The organism is Bacillus cereus group sp. BfR-BA-01347 (genome assembly GCF_022663835.1).
Lineage (GTDB): Bacteria > Bacillota > Bacilli > Bacillales > Bacillaceae_G > Bacillus_A > Bacillus_A thuringiensis_K.
Genome location: NZ_JAKUGG010000002.1, coordinates 183716 through 200325, shown reverse-complemented (window position 1 = coordinate 200325; position 16610 = coordinate 183716). Strand labels below are relative to the sequence as shown.

Below are 16610 nucleotides of genomic sequence, written 5' to 3'. Positions count from 1 at the left end.
CGCCATGAGTAAAATTATCGGTATTGACTTAGGTACAACAAACTCTTGTGTAGCTGTTATGGAAGGTGGAGAACCAAAGGTTATCCCAAATCCAGAAGGAAATCGTACAACACCTTCTGTTGTAGCTTTCAAAAATGAAGAACGTCAAGTTGGGGAAGTTGCAAAGCGCCAAGCAATTACAAACCCAAATACAATCATGTCTGTTAAACGTCATATGGGTACAGACTACAAAGTAGAAGTTGAAGGTAAAGATTATACACCTCAAGAAATTTCTGCAATCATTTTACAAAACTTAAAAGCTTCTGCTGAAGCATACTTAGGTGAAACAGTAACGAAAGCTGTTATTACAGTACCTGCATACTTCAACGATGCAGAGCGTCAAGCAACGAAAGATGCTGGTCGTATCGCTGGTTTAGAAGTTGAGCGTATCATTAACGAGCCAACAGCAGCAGCACTTGCTTACGGTTTAGAAAAACAAGATGAAGAACAAAAAATCTTAGTATATGACTTAGGTGGCGGTACATTTGACGTATCTATCCTTGAGTTAGCAGACGGCACATTCGAAGTTATTTCAACTGCTGGTGACAACCGTCTTGGTGGCGATGACTTTGACCAAGTTATCATCGATCACTTAGTAGCTGAGTTCAAAAAAGAAAATAACATTGATTTAAGCCAAGATAAAATGGCGCTTCAACGCTTGAAAGATGCAGCTGAAAAAGCGAAAAAAGATCTTTCTGGTGTAACACAAACTCAAATTTCATTACCATTCATTAGTGCTGGAGCTGCTGGTCCATTACACTTAGAATTAACGTTAACAAGAGCGAAATTCGAAGAGCTTTCAGCAGGTCTTGTTGAAAGAACATTAGAGCCAACTCGTCGTGCATTAAAAGACGCTGGTTTTGCTCCAAGCGAATTAGATAAAGTTATTCTTGTTGGTGGATCTACTCGTATCCCAGCTGTACAAGAAGCTATTAAACGTGAAACTGGTAAAGAGCCATATAAAGGTGTAAACCCTGATGAAGTTGTAGCATTAGGTGCTGCAGTTCAAGGTGGCGTACTTACTGGTGATGTAGAAGGCGTTCTATTATTAGACGTAACTCCACTTTCTTTAGGTATTGAAACTATGGGTGGCGTGTTCACGAAATTAATCGAGCGTAACACTACAATTCCAACAAGTAAGTCACAAGTATTCTCAACAGCTGCTGATAATCAACCAGCAGTAGACATTCACGTATTACAAGGTGAGCGTCCAATGTCAGCTGACAACAAAACGTTAGGTCGTTTCCAATTAACTGACCTTCCACCAGCACCACGTGGTATTCCACAAATCGAAGTAACATTCGATATTGATGCGAACGGTATCGTTAACGTACGTGCGAAAGACTTAGGAACAAGCAAAGAGCAAGCTATTACAATCCAATCTTCTTCAGGTCTTTCTGATGAAGAAGTAGAACGTATGGTACAAGAAGCGGAAGCAAATGCTGACGCTGACCAAAAACGTAAGGAAGAAGTTGAACTTCGTAACGAAGCTGACCAACTTGTATTCCAAACAGACAAAGTTGTAAAAGATTTAGAAGGTAAAGTAGATGCAGCTGAAGTTGCAAAAGCAACAGAAGCAAAAGAAGCATTACAAGCTGCAATTGAGAAAAACGAGCTTGAAGAAATTCGTGCGAAAAAAGATGCTTTACAAGAAATCGTACAACAGTTAACTGTTAAATTATACGAGCAAGCTCAAGCTGCTGCTGGTCAAGCAGAAGGTGCGCAAGGTGCACAAGACGCTGGCGCGAAGAAAGATAATGTAGTTGACGCTGAGTTTGAAGAAGTAAAAGAAGACAAGTAATTCAACTGTAAACATAATAAGTAAGATGACAAAAAGTCAAAGTCAAGCGTGCCTTGACTTTGGCTTTTTTCACGAATGAGAAGCGATGTGTGAGGATCTTAAGTTTTTCGCTTTGCATACTGTAAGTGAGGAAACTTTGTTGCAAAGCACTTTCTTTCGGTGTTAAAATTACGTTTATGTGAAAGAATCGGGGGTTGTGAATTTATGAGTAAACGAGACTATTATGAGGTCCTTGGACTTAGCAAGGGCGCTGCAACAGATGAAATTAAAAAAGCGTATCGTCGTTTGGCTAAAAAATACCATCCAGACGTAAGTAAAGAAGAAAATGCAATTGAAAAGTTTAAAGAAGTACAAGAAGCATACGAAGTGTTAAGTGATGATCAAAAGCGTGCGCAGTACGATCAATTTGGTCATGCTGGTGCAAATCAAGGATTCGGTGGATTTGGCGGCGGAGGAGACTTCGGCGGTGGCTTCGGTTTTGAAGATATATTTAGTTCTTTCTTTGGCGGTGGCGGCGGCAGACGTCGTGATCCAAATGCTCCGCGCCAAGGTGCTGACTTACAATATCAAGTCACTTTAGATTTTGAAGAAGCTATTTTTGGTAAGGAATTAAATGTGGAAATTCCAGTAGAAGATCCATGTGATACTTGTAAAGGTAGTGGAGCAAAACCAGGAACTTCAAAAGAAACATGTAAACATTGTTCAGGTTCTGGTCAAGTGAGTGTTGAACAAAACACACCATTTGGTCGTATCGTAAACCGTCAAGCTTGTGGTCATTGTTCAGGAACTGGACAAATTATTAAAGAAAAATGTACGACATGTCACGGTTCAGGTAAAGTTCGTAAACGTAAAAAAATTAATGTTAAAATTCCAGCGGGTATTGATAATGGTCAACAAATTCGTGTGTCTGGAAAAGGTGAAGCCGGCGTAAATGGCGGACCAGCAGGAGACTTATATGTTGTCGTTCATGTAAGAAATCATGAATTCTTCGAGCGTGAAGGAGATCACATTATTTGCGAAATGCCATTAACATTTGCGCAAATGGCGCTTGGTGATGAAGTGGAAGTTCCTACTGTTCATGGTAAAGTGAAGCTGAAAATTCCAGCAGGAACACAAACTGGAACTGAATTCCGCTTAAAAGGAAAAGGTGCTCCGAACGTACGTGGATACGGCCAAGGAGATCAATATGTAGTCGTTCGTGTTGTTGTACCAACGAAATTGACTTCACAGCAAAAAGATTTATTACGTGAATTTGCAGGACAAGAAGAGCAGGATGATAGTTTATTCGGAAAGCTTAAACGTGCTTTCAAAGGGGAATAATGGAAATAAAAAATGGAGTTGGTAAATTGTGAAATGGTCAGAAATTAGTATTCATACAACAGAAGAAGCAGTAGAAGCTGTCTCTCATATTTTACACGAAGCTGGTGCTAGCGGAGTTGCGATTGAGGACCCAGCGGAGTTAACGAAAGAGCGCGAGCAACAATATGGTGAAATTTATGCATTGAATCCCGATGAATATCCAGCGGAAGGTGTATTAATAAAAGCATATTTCCCGCAAACCGATTCTTTACATGAAACGATTGCAGGTGTAAAATCATCTATTGATGTGCTTCCATCTTACGACATCGAAATTGGTACTGGAAATATTACCGTTAACGAAGTCAATGAAGAAGATTGGGCTACTGCTTGGAAAAAATATTACCATCCAGTACAAATTTCTGATACATTCACAATCGTACCGACTTGGGAAGAATATACACCATCTTCTCCTGATGAAAAAATCATTGAATTAGACCCGGGTATGGCGTTTGGTACAGGAACTCATCCAACAACAACGATGTGTATACGTGCTTTAGAAAAAACAGTACAGCCAGGTGACACTATTATTGATGTAGGAACAGGTTCTGGTGTACTTAGTATTGCAGCGGCAAAATTAGGTGCGTCTTCTGTTCAAGCATATGATTTAGATCCGGTTGCGGTTGAAAGTGCAGAAATGAATGTACGTTTAAATAAAACAGATGATATCGTGTCTGTTGGACAAAATAGTCTTTTAGAAGGTATTGAAGGTCCTGTTGATTTAATCGTAGCTAACTTATTAGCAGAAATCATTCTATTATTCCCTGAAGATGCAGCAAGAGTTGTGAAATCAGGTGGATTATTTATTACATCGGGCATTATTGCTACGAAGGAAAAAGTAATTTCTGAGGCGCTAGAAAAAGCTGGATTTACAATTGAAGAAGTGTTACGAATGGAAGATTGGGTAGCAATTATTGCACGAAATGCGTAATATAGATTTTAGTCTATAATGAAAAGGGGAGTCTCTCACTATAAGGTGAGGGACTTGCCGTTTGTTATATGAAAAATGATAACGTTTCGTTCTTTTCGTAAGTGTTGACTTACGAAAGGAACGAAACTCTACTAAGGTGATTATATGCAACGTTATTTTGTAGAAGAGAAATATGTAAATGAGACAAGTATTCGTATTGTAGGTGATGACGTACATCATATCGCAAGAGTGATGCGTATGTCAGCTGGAGATCATATTTATTGCTGTGTAAACGGAAAAACAGCAGTATGTTCAATTGATGAAATTACCAGTGAATTTATTAATACGACTATTGTAGAATGGGTAGAGGCGTCAAGTGAACTTCCTGTTTTCGTGACGATTGCAAGTGGACTGCCAAAAGGAGACAAGCTAGAGTTAATTTTTCAAAAAGGAACTGAGCTTGGGGCAGCTGCATTCTTACCATTTCAAGCATCTCGCTCTATCGTAAAATGGGATGCGAAAAAAGCTGATAAAAAAGTTGAGCGTTTAAGAAAAATTGTGAAAGAAGCTGCGGAACAATCACATAGAAGTGAAATTCCAGAAGTACATGCTCCGGCATCATTTAAGCAATTGCTTTCAATGAGTGGTGAGTATGATGTTTGTCTTGTTGCTTACGAAGAGGAAGCAAAACAAGGCGAGAAATCTAATTTTGCGAAAGCTTTAACGACAATGAAACCAGGTCAAAAGCTATTGATTGTATTTGGCCCAGAAGGCGGTTTAGCTGAGGAAGAGATTACAGCGCTTCGTGAACATAAATTTGTACCATGTAGTTTAGGACCAAGAATTTTAAGAACAGAAACGGCGCCATTATACGCGTTAAGTGCTGCTTCGTATCATTTTGAATTGATGGGGTGATGATCAATGTCAACTGTTGCGTTCCATACGTTAGGTTGTAAAGTAAACCACTATGAAACAGAAGCCATTTGGCAATTGTTTAAACAAGGTGGTTATGAAAGAACAGAATATGAAAAGAAAGCTGATGTATATGTTATTAACACATGTACAGTAACGAATACTGGGGACAAAAAAAGTCGTCAAGTAATTAGACGTGCTGTGCGTCAAAATCCAGATGCAGTTATTTGTGTAACGGGATGTTACGCACAAACATCTCCAGCGGAAATTATGGCAATCCCAGGTGTGGATATTGTAGTTGGTACACAGGATCGTGAAAAGATGTTAGGTTACATCGAAGAATTTCGTAAAGAGCGTCAACCAATTAATGCTGTCCGCAATATTATGAAAACACGCGTGTACGAAGAACTTGATGTACCTTATTTCACGGATCGTACACGTGCGTCTTTAAAAATACAAGAGGGTTGCAATAACTTCTGTACATTCTGTATCATTCCTTGGGCGCGTGGTTTAATGCGTTCTCGTGATGGAAAAGAAGTTATTAAACAAGCACAACAATTAGTGGATGCAGGCTATAAAGAAATCGTATTAACGGGTATTCATACAGGTGGATACGGCGAAGACATAAAAGATTATAACTTAGCTGGATTACTTCGTGATATGGAAGCGGAAGTAGGCGGATTAAAACGTCTTCGTATTTCTTCTATTGAAGCGAGTCAAATTTCAGATGAAGTAATTGAAGTGTTAGATAAATCTGAAGTAGTTGTACGCCACTTGCATATTCCGTTGCAATCTGGTTCTAATACTGTATTAAAACGTATGCGTCGTAAATATACGATGGAGTTCTTCCAAGAGCGTTTAGATCGTTTGAAAGAAGCGTTACCAGGCCTTGCGATTACATCTGATGTAATCGTTGGTTTCCCAGGTGAAACAGAAGAAGAATTCATGGAAACATACAATTTCATTAAAGAGAACCGCTTCTCTGAGTTACATGTGTTCCCTTACTCAAAACGTACAGGAACACCTGCAGCACGCATGGAAGATCAAGTTCCTGAAGATGTGAAGAACGATCGTGTTCATCGTTTAATTGAGCTATCTAATCAATTAGCGAAAGAGTACGCATCAGGGTTTGAAGGTGAAGTGCTTGAAATCATTCCGGAAGAGCAATTTAAAGAGGGCGACCGTGAAGGGTTATATGTAGGTTATACAGATAACTACTTGAAAATTGTATTTGAAGGATCAGAAGAATTAATTGGTAAGCTAGTGAAAGTGAAAATTACGAAAGCTGGTTATCCATATAACGAAGCGCAATTTGTTCGTGTTCTTGAAGATGATGTAAAAAAAGAATCAGCTAGTGCATAAAAAGAGCGTGCAACCGGAAACGGTTTGCATGCTTTCTTTATTTGAATCGGTTAAGTACTAGAGGGCGTGGAGGCGTTTCATGCATCCCTGTATGAAAAAAGATGAAATGATAAAAATATAGTTGTCTTCATCAGTGAAGGATACTAGCTATTTGCCATAACTTTTGAAAAGGAAATGCTTCTATTCTTCTTTTATTCTGCCAAATAGTTGACCTGAAGTGATAAAATGTATTATAATCGTAAAAGACATGCTGAAGAAGTGTTTCTTTTTGCATGCTGAAGTTAGTATGTAAGTGTGATGTTTCGGAGGGAGGGAAAGAGAATGTCAAAAACAGTCGTTCGTAAAAACGAGTCTTTGGAGGATGCACTTCGCCGTTTTAAAAGATCGGTTTCTAAAACTGGTACACTTGCTGAAGCAAGAAAGCGCGAGTTTTATGAAAAACCAAGTGTAAAACGTAAGAAGAAATCTGAAGCGGCAAGAAAGCGTAAATTCTAAGAGAGGGTGTAAGTTATGAGTCTTCTCGGTCGTTTAAACGATGATATGAAACAAGCGATGAAGAATAAACAAAAAGAAAAATTAACCGTTATTCGTATGGTTAAGGCTGCTTTACAAAATGAAGGTATTAAACTGCAACATACTCTTACTGAAGAAGAGGAAATAACAGTTTTAGCTCGTGAAGTAAAACAGTATAAGGACTCCCTCCTTGAATTTAAAAAAGCTGGTCGTGAAGACCTTGTTAATAAACTGCAAAGTGAAATTCAGATTTTAAGCGCATATTTGCCAGAGCAATTAACTGAAGAAGAACTAGTTGATGTAATCAAGCAAGTTATTTCTGAAGTTGGTGCGACTTCTAAAGCAGATATGGGTAAGGTGATGACTGCTGTTATGCCGAAAGTAAAAGGTAAAACAGACGGATCACTTGTGAATAAGCTGGTTATCCAGCTATTAGCATAAAAAAACGTCTCATTTCGTATGAGACGTTTTTTTATTGTTCTTATTAAGGAGAAACGCTATATTGCTTAAAAAGCGTTTCTGTAAGTGATAGAAACCCCTCTAGTTAAAGTTTCAATTTATTATTTCCTTGTATAATTCTGATTCTACACCTGTTCTTACTTCCTTGACTAAAACTTCTTTCGCAAATAAAAGCTAAGTACCGAGCCTTCTGAAACTCAGATTGAAGTTTTATAGCGTGCTCTTCAGCATAATCCTCGAAGGTAACAAAAGAGATTCTAACTATATTAGATTTTGCATCAGTTGCATAAAATGGCCGGATATGACTGTCGATAACTTGTTTTATAGCATTCAAAATTTCTTGACCAAAGCCAATTTACTTTCGTATTTCCTCATTTATTAATTCATCTTTTAATGAACCCTAATATTTTTTGAAATTCATATAACAACCATCTATAAAATATTCTTACTTACAACGTAACATTCAGAGCGGGGAAATTTTCTTTTTTGAATTTTATCCCGCATTAACAGGCAACCCGATTGGTGAGGGTTGATTAAAGTTTCACTTTATCTCATTTGTCCAATAAATGACAACTACTTATTCTATGGTCAGTATGTCACGTCCAGAACGAATTGTAACAGGTTTTTTCAAGTTTCCAACTTCTCGCTAGGCTCAATTTCTTAATGTAACTTGTACTGATATCCTGTAGGGGCGCATATTCTTGTATTAATACTTCTATTATTAAAGGTAATATCCTCTGATCCATCATTGTCCTGACAAATATGATTTCATATAGCGACTGTTTTAATTAACATGATATGAACTCTTACAGAATATAGTTATGTTAGTGAAGTCGTTATAACACGATAGGCACTTGTGAAGAAATACATATATATATATGGGATGAGGAGGGGGTCTTTCGAGATGAAGAAATTAGAACAAATGAAAAATTGGTTAACAAAACAAGTAGATCTACCAGTGGATGTATTAATGGATCTGCCTCGGATTACTCTTGTTGGGCAAATACATATTTATATAGAAAATCATCGGGGGTTATTAGTGTTTTCAGATAAAGAAGTGCGATTACTTTTAAAACATGGTCAATTATTAATTAAAGGACAATCCTTTGTTATTAAAACGATTCTTCCAGAAGAGCTTTTACTCGAAGGTATAATTGAGCAAGTAACATTTTTAGAAAATGAAAAAAAAGGTGATTGAAGTGAAACTTCCATTTGTGAAGTTTTTCTTCTTTATCCTGTAAAAGTTCCGTTGATAGAGACTGATTACAGTTTTACTCTGTTTCATTTTAGTACGAGCTATTTTAATGCTTCAAATAAAAAGTCGTATACCTACTTTTAGAAAGGTAGTGAAGGTGGTAAATGAAAAATAAATGGTTTATAAAGTGGCTTGGGTATGTAAAAGTGCGAATTGAAGGTAGAGGGGCAGAACGGTTTGTTAATGAATGTGTACGGAGGAATTTATTAGTTTGGGATGTTAAGAAGATAGCTGATGAAACGTTAGTTTTTTGTATATTGTTACGCGATGTGAAAAAAATAAAACCAATTTATAGAAAAAATGAATGTAAATTATATTTTATTGGACGTTATGGTTTTCCTTTTTGGAATAAGCGTTTAATTAAAAATAGTGGATTTTTAATTGGGTTTTTAATTTTCTTTTTTGGTGTGATTGCAATGTCAAATATGGTTTGGAAAATTGAAATTACAGGAGCAAAACCTGAAACAGAATATATATTAATGAAAGAATTGGATAAAATGGGTATTAAAAAAGGGAAACTACAGTTTCAAATGCCGAATGTAGAGGATGTACAACGCCATTTGACAGATAATATTAATGCCATTACTTGGGCGGGACTAGAAGTAAGAGGAACGACGTATCATTTTAAAATTGTTGAAAAAAACGAACCGAAAAAAGAAAAGGAACAAAGGCCACAAAATTTAGTAGCAAAAAAAGAAGCGATTATTACAAAAACGTTTGTAGAAGTTGGAAAACCGGTTGTACTGAAAAATGATCATGTGGAAAAAGGGCAGATTCTCGTATCTGGAATATATGGTAATGAGGAAAGCCCGACAATTGTTTCAGCGAAAGGTATTGTGTATGGCGAAACGTGGTATACCTCTAAAGTGAATGTCCCGTTAAAGACGCAATTTCAAGTGTATACTGGTAATGTATACAATGAACATTTTCTTAAATTTGGGGATACGAAAATAAAAATATGGGGATTTCAACATGATAAGTATAAACGCTCTCGTACTGAAAGTGTAAAGCACGATGTGAAATTATTTGGTTTTACACTGCCGATTGCATATGAAAAAGATGTTGTGAGAGAAGAGGAAGAAGCGAATCGAGAATATACAGAAAAGCAAGCGTTAAAAGTAGCGAAAGAGATGGCCGAAAAAGAACTAAAGAAAAAATTGGATGAACATGCTATGATTGTAAGTGATAAGATTTTGAGTAAAGAGGTTGAGGCGGATCAACTAAAGGTCACATTGCATTATACTGTAGTTGAAAATATTGCAGAGCCACAACCAATATCTGAATCCGATATTCAAGGAGACTGAGTAATGGCAGAACAATTAGTAGAAATGAACCAACAATTGGAAAATACTAACGAAGCAATCGCTCTTTTTGGAGTCAATGATGCGCATTTAAAAGTAATTGAACGAGAACTCAATGTATCGATCGTAACTAGAGGAGAAACTGTTCATGTATCTGGGGCAGTTGAAACGGTAACACTCGTAGAAAAAATCTTACAGCAATTACTTGTTGTAATTCGTAAAAGTATATCAATTTCGGAGAGAGATGTTGCGTATGCAATTCAGCTCGCACAACAAGGGAAAATTGCTCAATTTGAAGAGTTATATGAAGAAGAAATTTTCAAGACTGCAAAAGGTAAATCCATTCGTGTAAAAACAATGGGGCAAAGACGATATATTCATGCGATGAAGAAGAATGATATTGTCTTTGGAATAGGGCCAGCAGGAACTGGAAAAACATACTTAGCTGTAGTAATGGCTGTGAGGGCTTTAAAACAAGGATATGTAAAGAAAATTATTTTAACAAGACCTGCTGTAGAAGCTGGAGAAAACTTAGGTTTTTTACCAGGGGATCTGAAAGAGAAGGTTGATCCATACTTACGTCCATTATATGATGCCTTACATGATATTCTTGGACAAGAATATACGCAGCGTATGATGGAGCGAGGAGTAATTGAAATCGCGCCACTTGCTTATATGAGGGGACGTACGCTTGATGATTCATTTGTTATTTTAGATGAGGCTCAAAATACAACGGGTGCTCAAATAAAAATGTTTTTAACGAGATTAGGTTTTAGTTCTAAAATGGTTATTACAGGGGATCCTTCACAAGTAGACTTGCCAAAAGGGGTAAAATCAGGGCTATCTATAGCCTCTAATATTTTATCTGGTGTATCAGGTCTGTCATTTATTACATTAGAACAAACAGACGTTGTGAGACATCCATTGGTGCAACGTATTATTGAGGCATATGATAAAATGGAATGATCCTATTTGTCAGGATCATTTCTTTTTGTATGATAAGGTTGGCGAACGTCATATTTTTTACTATCATGAAAGATAAGGAAAATAAACTATAGGTACTGGTGTATAAAATGTTGCCTCAAAGTATCGTTGGGTAGAAGAAATGAAAGCTATAAATAGTTTCACTTTATTTCTGGAGAGGAGAAGTATTGAAATCATGTCAAGATCTCAAGAAATTTCTAAGTGGTTTCGTAATTTACAACATTCGAAAAAACTAAGTTGGATTTCTTACGTTGTATTAGGAGCAGTGTTGTTTTTTGCGCTTATGAATAATGTAAAACCAGAGCAATTAGATGTTAACATGTATTCTATTGCGAAAAAGACAATCCATTCTCCTATAAAAATTGAAGATAAAGTTACAACGGATAAAAAGAAAAAAGAAGCCGCTACAAAAGTTGAAGATCAATATACATATAAAAGTGAGTATAAACAAAATAAAGTTGATATTGTGAATGACGTCTTCGCTAAAGTGGATGAAGTGGTGCAAGAGATTAAAGCTGTTGGACCGGATGATCAAAAAAAGATTACTGATGCTGAGAAAGTGGATAAGTTAAAAAAGAAACTACCTGCTGACTTAACGAAAGAATTATCTGATTCAAACTTACTAAATTTGATTAATGCAGATTCGGGCCAATTAGTATTAGCGAAAGATGCTGCGGTCACAGCGATTAATAGTATCATGACTGAGCATATTAAAATGGACGAATTGAAAGATGCGAAAGAACGATATGTAAGTGAGATGAATAGTGTTAATGTTGATAATGGTTTAAAAGAGTCAATTAAGGCGCTAGGAAGATATGCAATTTCAGCGAACTATTTTTATGACCCGATCTTAACGAAAGAGAAGAGAAAAGCAGAGGAAGATTTAGTTCCACCTGTTTATATTCTTCAAGGACAAGTTCTTGTTAGAGAAGGTGAAACAATTTCAAGTGATGTGTATAATCAGTTGAAATTAGTTGGTTTGTTAGAAAAAGGGAATGGCTTTCAACCTTATGTTGGATTAGCGGTACTCATTAGTGTGTTACTATACTTTATGCATAAACAATTTGAATTGTTTTTAAAGAGAAAAAGAGAAGATAGACCGTATGTTTTAGCGTATATTACAATTTTGTCTATCACAATCGTCTTAATGAAAATCATTAGTTTGTTTCAAAAACTTGAATACGCAGGGATTGCATATGTTGTCCCAGTTGCGATGGGAACATTACTTGTAAAACTAATGATTGGTGATCGATTTGTCTTTTTAACGAGTATGATTTTTTCTGTATGCGGAAGTATTATGTTTAATGAAGGAGTAACGAGTACGTTAAATTATAGTGTAGGGATTTACGTATTGTTAAGTTCATTATCGGTTAGTATTTTCTTGCGAGAAAAAAATCGTCGTACAATGATCTTACAAGCTGGTATACTCGTTTCTGTATTAAATGTAGTCGTATTGGCGGCGCTCTTATTATTACGTAATGGGAATTTTTCGCCTCTTGAAATTGGTACGCAATTATTAATGGCTTCACTTTCAGGGATTATATCGTCCGTTTTGGCTATGGGGATTTTACCATATTTAGAAAGTGGACTTGGAATCGTATCAAGTATGAAGCTTATGGAACTATCAAGTCCAAATCATCCGCTTTTACGTAGAATTTTGTTAGAAGCGCCAGGGACATATCATCATAGTGTAATGGTAGCGAATCTTTCTGAGGCTGCGTGTGAAGCAGTCGGGGCAAATGGTGTATTAGCACGTGTAGGTGCATATTATCATGATGTAGGAAAAACAGTACAACCGCAATTCTTTATTGAAAACCAAATGGGAATTGAAAACCCGCATGATAAATTAGATCCTGTAACGAGTAAAGATATTATAATTGCTCACGTAACGGATGGAGTAAGAATGCTCGAAGAATATCATATTCCACAAGAAATTATTGATATCGCTGGGCAACATCACGGTACAACGTTACTGAAATATTTTTATTATAAAGCAATTAAAGAAGATAAAGAAAAATATACAGAAGAGATGTTCCGTTATCCAGGTTCAAAAGCAACTTCGAAAGAATCGGCAATTGTTGGTATTGCTGATAGTGTAGAAGCTGCGGTACGTTCTATGAATCACCCAACGCCAGAACAAATTAATAATTTAGTGCAAAGTATTATTAAAGATCGATTGCAAGACGGTCAATTTAGTGAATGTGATTTGACGTTTAAAGAACTACAAATCGTTGGGAAAACGTTGTGTGAAACGTTAAATGGTATTTTCCATTCGCGTATTACATATCCGGAACTTCCGGAAGAAAAGGAGAAAGAATGAGTTTGTTAATTGATTTTATTGATGAAACAGAAGAAGTAAAAGAAGCGTATATGAGTTTAATTCGTGAAGTGTTAGAAAAAGCAGCTCAAATGGAAAATATCGAGGATGGCGTGGAGGTATCGGTGACATTTGTAGATAATGAGCGCATTAGAGAAATTAATCGTGATTACCGAGATAAAGATCAACCTACAGATGTAATATCTTTTGCCATGGAAGAGATGGGAGAAGGAGAAATGGAGATCGTTGGTGCAGAGATGCCGCGCATGTTAGGTGATCTTATTATCTCTATTCCAAGGGCGAAAGAGCAAGCTGAAGAGTACGGACATTCTTTCGATCGTGAACTTGGATTTTTGGCGTTACATGGCTTTTTACATTTACTTGGTTATGATCACATGACGGAAGAAGATGAAAAAGAAATGTTCGGAAGACAAAAAGAAATTTTAGAAGCTTTTGGATTAGGAAGATGAAAAAAGGAAAACTTATAGATAGTTTTGGATATGCTATAGCTGGTATATTCTTTTGTTTTCGTCATGAACGAAATATGAAAATCCATTATTTAGCCGCAGTCATTGTTATATGCTGCGGCTTTTATTTCCATATTACGAAAATAGAGTGGATGATATTACTTATTGTAATAGGGATTGTAATGAGTTTAGAGATGGTAAATACGGCTGTGGAAAAAACGGTAGATTTAGCGACTGCCGATATTCATCCGTTTGCAAAAATTGCAAAGGATGTTGCGGCAGGAGCGGTTTTATTATTTACAATTATAGCTGTTATAATTGGTGCTATTATCTTTTTACCGTATATGGTATAGTTGCATTCCGAAGCTTTTATTAAGCTTTGGAAGTGCCGTAAGGGCCTTTAATGAGAGAGTGTATCTCTTCATAGCTGTGAACAGGAAGGATGCGGGAATATGAATAGTAAACAATTAATTCTAGAAGCAATCGAAGCGCGTAAACAAGCGTACGTACCATATTCTAAATTTCAAGTAGGTGCAGCATTATTAACGCGCGGTGGAAAAGTATATCGTGGGTGTAATGTTGAGAATGCATCATATGGCTTATGTAATTGTGCTGAAAGAACAGCTTTATTTAAGGCGGTTTCTGAAGGAGATAAAGAATTTGTAGCCATTGCGGTTGTAGCAGATACAAAGCGCCCAGTACCTCCTTGTGGAGCATGTCGACAAGTTATGGTAGAATTATGTAAACAGGATACGAAAGTATACTTATCAAATTTACATGGTGACGTTCAAGAGACGACAGTCGGAGAATTGTTACCAGGAGCATTTTTAGCGGAGGATTTACATGAATAGAAAAGGTTATAAATCAGGTTTTGTCTCTATTATTGGCAGACCGAATGTTGGAAAATCTACATTTTTAAATCGTATTATCGGCCAGAAAATTGCTATTATGAGTGATAAGCCACAAACGACTCGTAATAAAATTCAAGGTGTATATACAGAAAATGATGCACAAGTTATTTTCATTGATACACCAGGAATACATAAACCTAAACATAAACTAGGCGACTTCATGGTGAAGATGGCGCAAACGACATTAAAAGAAGTTGATATCGTTCTGTTTATGGTTAATGCTGTCGAAGGCTTTGGTCGTGGTGAGGAATTCATCATTGAGAAATTAAAAGAAACGAAACAACCAGTATTTTTAGTAATTAATAAAATTGACCAACTTCATCCAGAGCAATTACTAGAGTTAATTGATCAATATCGTAAACTACATGAGTTTGCAGAGATTGTACCAATTTCTGCGTTAGACGGTAATAATGTGGACGCTTTAATTGGAACAATTAAAAAGTATTTACCAGAAGGACCACAATACTATCCAGATAATCAAGTAACGGATCATCCGGAGAGATTTATTATTGCAGAGCTTATTCGTGAGAAAGTACTACATTTAACACGTGAAGAAGTACCGCATTCTGTGGCTGTTGTTATCGATGCGATTCAAAAGCGTGAGGGTGGGGCAGTTTATATAAATGCAACGATTGTTGTTGAACGTGCATCACAAAAAGGAATCATCATCGGAAAACAAGGAAAAATGTTAAAAGAAGTTGGTAAACGAGCTCGTTTTGATATTGAAGCGCTACTTGGTTCTAAAGTATTTTTAGAAGTATGGGTAAAAGTGCAAAAAGATTGGCGTAATAAAATGTCTCAGCTTCGTGACCTAGGTTTCCGCGAGGATGAGTACTAAAATAGAGTCAAGCTGTAATCAGTGGATGGTTGGTTCATCCGCTGATTATTGGTTTTTATGAACTTTGATAAATTAGGAAAAATTTTTCTCACATGAAAATGGACAAAATGGGTCAATTTAATAACAACAAAGGAAATTGGTTTATAGGCTACGCTTATTGAGAAAGGTGGATTCTTATGCTAGATTTTACCTGGAAGTTTTTCTCCAAAACAGGAAGCATTGAAACGTACTTGCTTTTGAAAGAAATGGAAAAAGACGTAAACGATGAGATGGATCAACATGAAGAGGAGCTAGCGCATCTAGACTCTCCAATTTCTTGACCCGTTTTGTTCAAACCTTGGATGGTGACGAACATGTTTCAAAAAGTTGAGGGCATCGTTATCCGTACGACAGATTACGGAGAAACGAACAAGATTGTTACAATATTCTCAAGAGAACTTGGTAAGGTAAGTGCAATGGCACGAGGAGCAAAAAAACCGAAAAGCCGATTAGCATCTGTGTCGCAATTAATGACACATGGCCATTTTCTTATTCAAATGGGATCTGGGCTTGGAACATTGCAACAAGGCGAGATTATTTCAACTATGAAAGAAATTCGCGAGGATATATTTTTAACTGCTTATGCATCATTTATTGTTGAGTTAACTGATAAAGCAACAGAAGATAAAAAACATAATCCGTACTTATTTGAAATGTTATATCAAACGTTGCATTATATGTGTGAGGGTGTTGATTCAGAAGTATTATCATTAATTTATCAAACGAAAATGCTTCCAGTATTAGGGATGCGCCCGTACTTTGATACTTGTGCGATTTGTCATCAAGAAACAGACTTTGTCGCCTTCTCCGTCAGGGAAGGCGGTTTTCTGTGCTCACGTCATGCAGAGCAAGACCCATATCGTATACCGGTAGGAGAAGCTGTTCATAAATTATTACGTCTTTTCTTCCATTTCGATTTACATAGGCTCGGAAATGTATCGGTAAAGGATAGCACAAAAAAACAAATGCGTTTAGTATTGAATACATATTATGATGAATATTGCGGAATTTATTTGAAATCAAGACGTTTTTTAGAACAACTTGATAAGTTTCAAATATAATTTTGGACCGTATACGGTCCTTTTTACATACTTTCTTTTTCGAATAGCATATTTAGTATATAATATTTAAGAGATAGTATAACTT

The 16610-nt window shown here is 36.5% G+C and carries 17 protein-coding genes; all 17 read left to right on the top strand.

The window, feature by feature from the left end:
* Nucleotides 1-4 precede the first annotated feature (4 nt).
* The 17 genes from dnaK to recO all read left to right on the top strand — a co-directional run bounded on the left by dnaK (nucleotide 5) and on the right by recO (nucleotide 16525).
* Nucleotides 5-1840: a chaperone protein DnaK gene (gene dnaK / locus MR143_RS04345; RefSeq protein ID WP_000034700.1), complete on the top strand. Its 1836-nt coding sequence runs from the start codon at nucleotides 5-7 to the stop codon at nucleotides 1838-1840.
* Between the two features lie 204 nt (nucleotides 1841-2044).
* Entirely contained in the window at nucleotides 2045-3160 is a 1116-nt protein-coding gene (dnaJ, locus tag MR143_RS04340; RefSeq protein WP_000043934.1) for a chaperone protein DnaJ, read from the top strand.
* Between the two features lie 28 nt (nucleotides 3161-3188).
* Nucleotides 3189-4127: a 50S ribosomal protein L11 methyltransferase gene (gene prmA / locus MR143_RS04335; protein ID WP_000872104.1), complete on the top strand. Its 939-nt coding sequence runs from the start codon at nucleotides 3189-3191 to the stop codon at nucleotides 4125-4127.
* Between the two features lie 144 nt (nucleotides 4128-4271).
* Nucleotides 4272-5021 carry a 16S rRNA (uracil(1498)-N(3))-methyltransferase gene (locus MR143_RS04330; RefSeq protein ID WP_001190164.1) on the top strand — a complete coding sequence of 250 codons (750 nt, stop codon included), beginning with the start codon at nucleotides 4272-4274 and terminating at the stop codon, nucleotides 5019-5021.
* Nucleotides 5022-5027: 6 nt separating this feature from the next.
* Nucleotides 5028-6380, top strand: a complete 1353-nt coding sequence (gene mtaB / locus MR143_RS04325; protein ID WP_000108683.1) for a tRNA (N(6)-L-threonylcarbamoyladenosine(37)-C(2))-methylthiotransferase MtaB — start codon at nucleotides 5028-5030, stop codon at nucleotides 6378-6380.
* A gap of 321 nt (nucleotides 6381-6701) precedes the next feature.
* A complete protein-coding gene (gene rpsU, locus MR143_RS04320) occupies nucleotides 6702-6875 on the top strand; it encodes a 30S ribosomal protein S21 (RefSeq protein WP_000048061.1) in 174 nt (57 codons plus the stop codon).
* A 15-nt stretch (nucleotides 6876-6890) separates the two neighbouring features.
* Nucleotides 6891-7334, top strand: coding sequence for a GatB/YqeY domain-containing protein (locus MR143_RS04315; protein WP_000054562.1), 444 nt, complete (start codon nucleotides 6891-6893; stop codon nucleotides 7332-7334).
* A 922-nt stretch (nucleotides 7335-8256) separates the two neighbouring features.
* Complete coding sequence (gene yqfC, locus MR143_RS04310) at nucleotides 8257-8550, top strand: sporulation protein YqfC (RefSeq protein ID WP_000732269.1); 294 nt, start codon at nucleotides 8257-8259, stop codon at nucleotides 8548-8550.
* Nucleotides 8551-8711: 161 nt separating this feature from the next.
* Nucleotides 8712-9911 carry a sporulation protein YqfD gene (gene yqfD, locus MR143_RS04305; RefSeq protein ID WP_000792494.1) on the top strand — a complete coding sequence of 400 codons (1200 nt, stop codon included), beginning with the start codon at nucleotides 8712-8714 and terminating at the stop codon, nucleotides 9909-9911.
* Between the two features lie 3 nt (nucleotides 9912-9914).
* On the top strand, nucleotides 9915-10874 hold the full coding sequence (locus MR143_RS04300) for a PhoH family protein (RefSeq protein WP_000840521.1): 960 nt from the start codon (nucleotides 9915-9917) through the stop codon (nucleotides 10872-10874).
* Between the two features lie 193 nt (nucleotides 10875-11067).
* Nucleotides 11068-13212 carry an HD family phosphohydrolase gene (locus MR143_RS04295; RefSeq protein ID WP_000091508.1) on the top strand — a complete coding sequence of 715 codons (2145 nt, stop codon included), beginning with the start codon at nucleotides 11068-11070 and terminating at the stop codon, nucleotides 13210-13212.
* Nucleotides 13209-13679 carry an rRNA maturation RNase YbeY gene (gene ybeY, locus MR143_RS04290; protein ID WP_000054682.1) on the top strand — a complete coding sequence of 157 codons (471 nt, stop codon included), beginning with the start codon at nucleotides 13209-13211 and terminating at the stop codon, nucleotides 13677-13679. The genes MR143_RS04295 and ybeY overlap by 4 nt, the downstream gene beginning before the upstream one ends.
* Nucleotides 13676-14029: a diacylglycerol kinase family protein gene (locus tag MR143_RS04285; protein WP_000715462.1), complete on the top strand. Its 354-nt coding sequence runs from the start codon at nucleotides 13676-13678 to the stop codon at nucleotides 14027-14029. Before ybeY ends, MR143_RS04285 begins: the two co-directional genes overlap by 4 nt.
* 99 nt (nucleotides 14030-14128) lie before the next feature.
* Nucleotides 14129-14527 (top strand): cytidine deaminase, encoded by a 399-nt coding sequence (locus tag MR143_RS04280; RefSeq protein ID WP_001086285.1) that lies wholly within the window; start codon nucleotides 14129-14131, stop codon nucleotides 14525-14527.
* The gene (gene era / locus MR143_RS04275) at nucleotides 14520-15425 is read left to right on the top strand and encodes a GTPase Era (protein WP_001080229.1); all 906 of its coding nucleotides are present in this window, start codon (nucleotides 14520-14522) and stop codon (nucleotides 15423-15425) included. The genes MR143_RS04280 and era overlap by 8 nt, the downstream gene beginning before the upstream one ends.
* Before the next feature lie 176 nt (nucleotides 15426-15601).
* Complete coding sequence (locus MR143_RS04270) at nucleotides 15602-15745, top strand: YqzL family protein (protein WP_000883924.1); 144 nt, start codon at nucleotides 15602-15604, stop codon at nucleotides 15743-15745.
* Between the two features lie 33 nt (nucleotides 15746-15778).
* Entirely contained in the window at nucleotides 15779-16525 is a 747-nt protein-coding gene (recO, locus tag MR143_RS04265) for a DNA repair protein RecO (protein ID WP_000487011.1), read from the top strand.
* Nucleotides 16526-16610 lie beyond the last annotated feature (85 nt).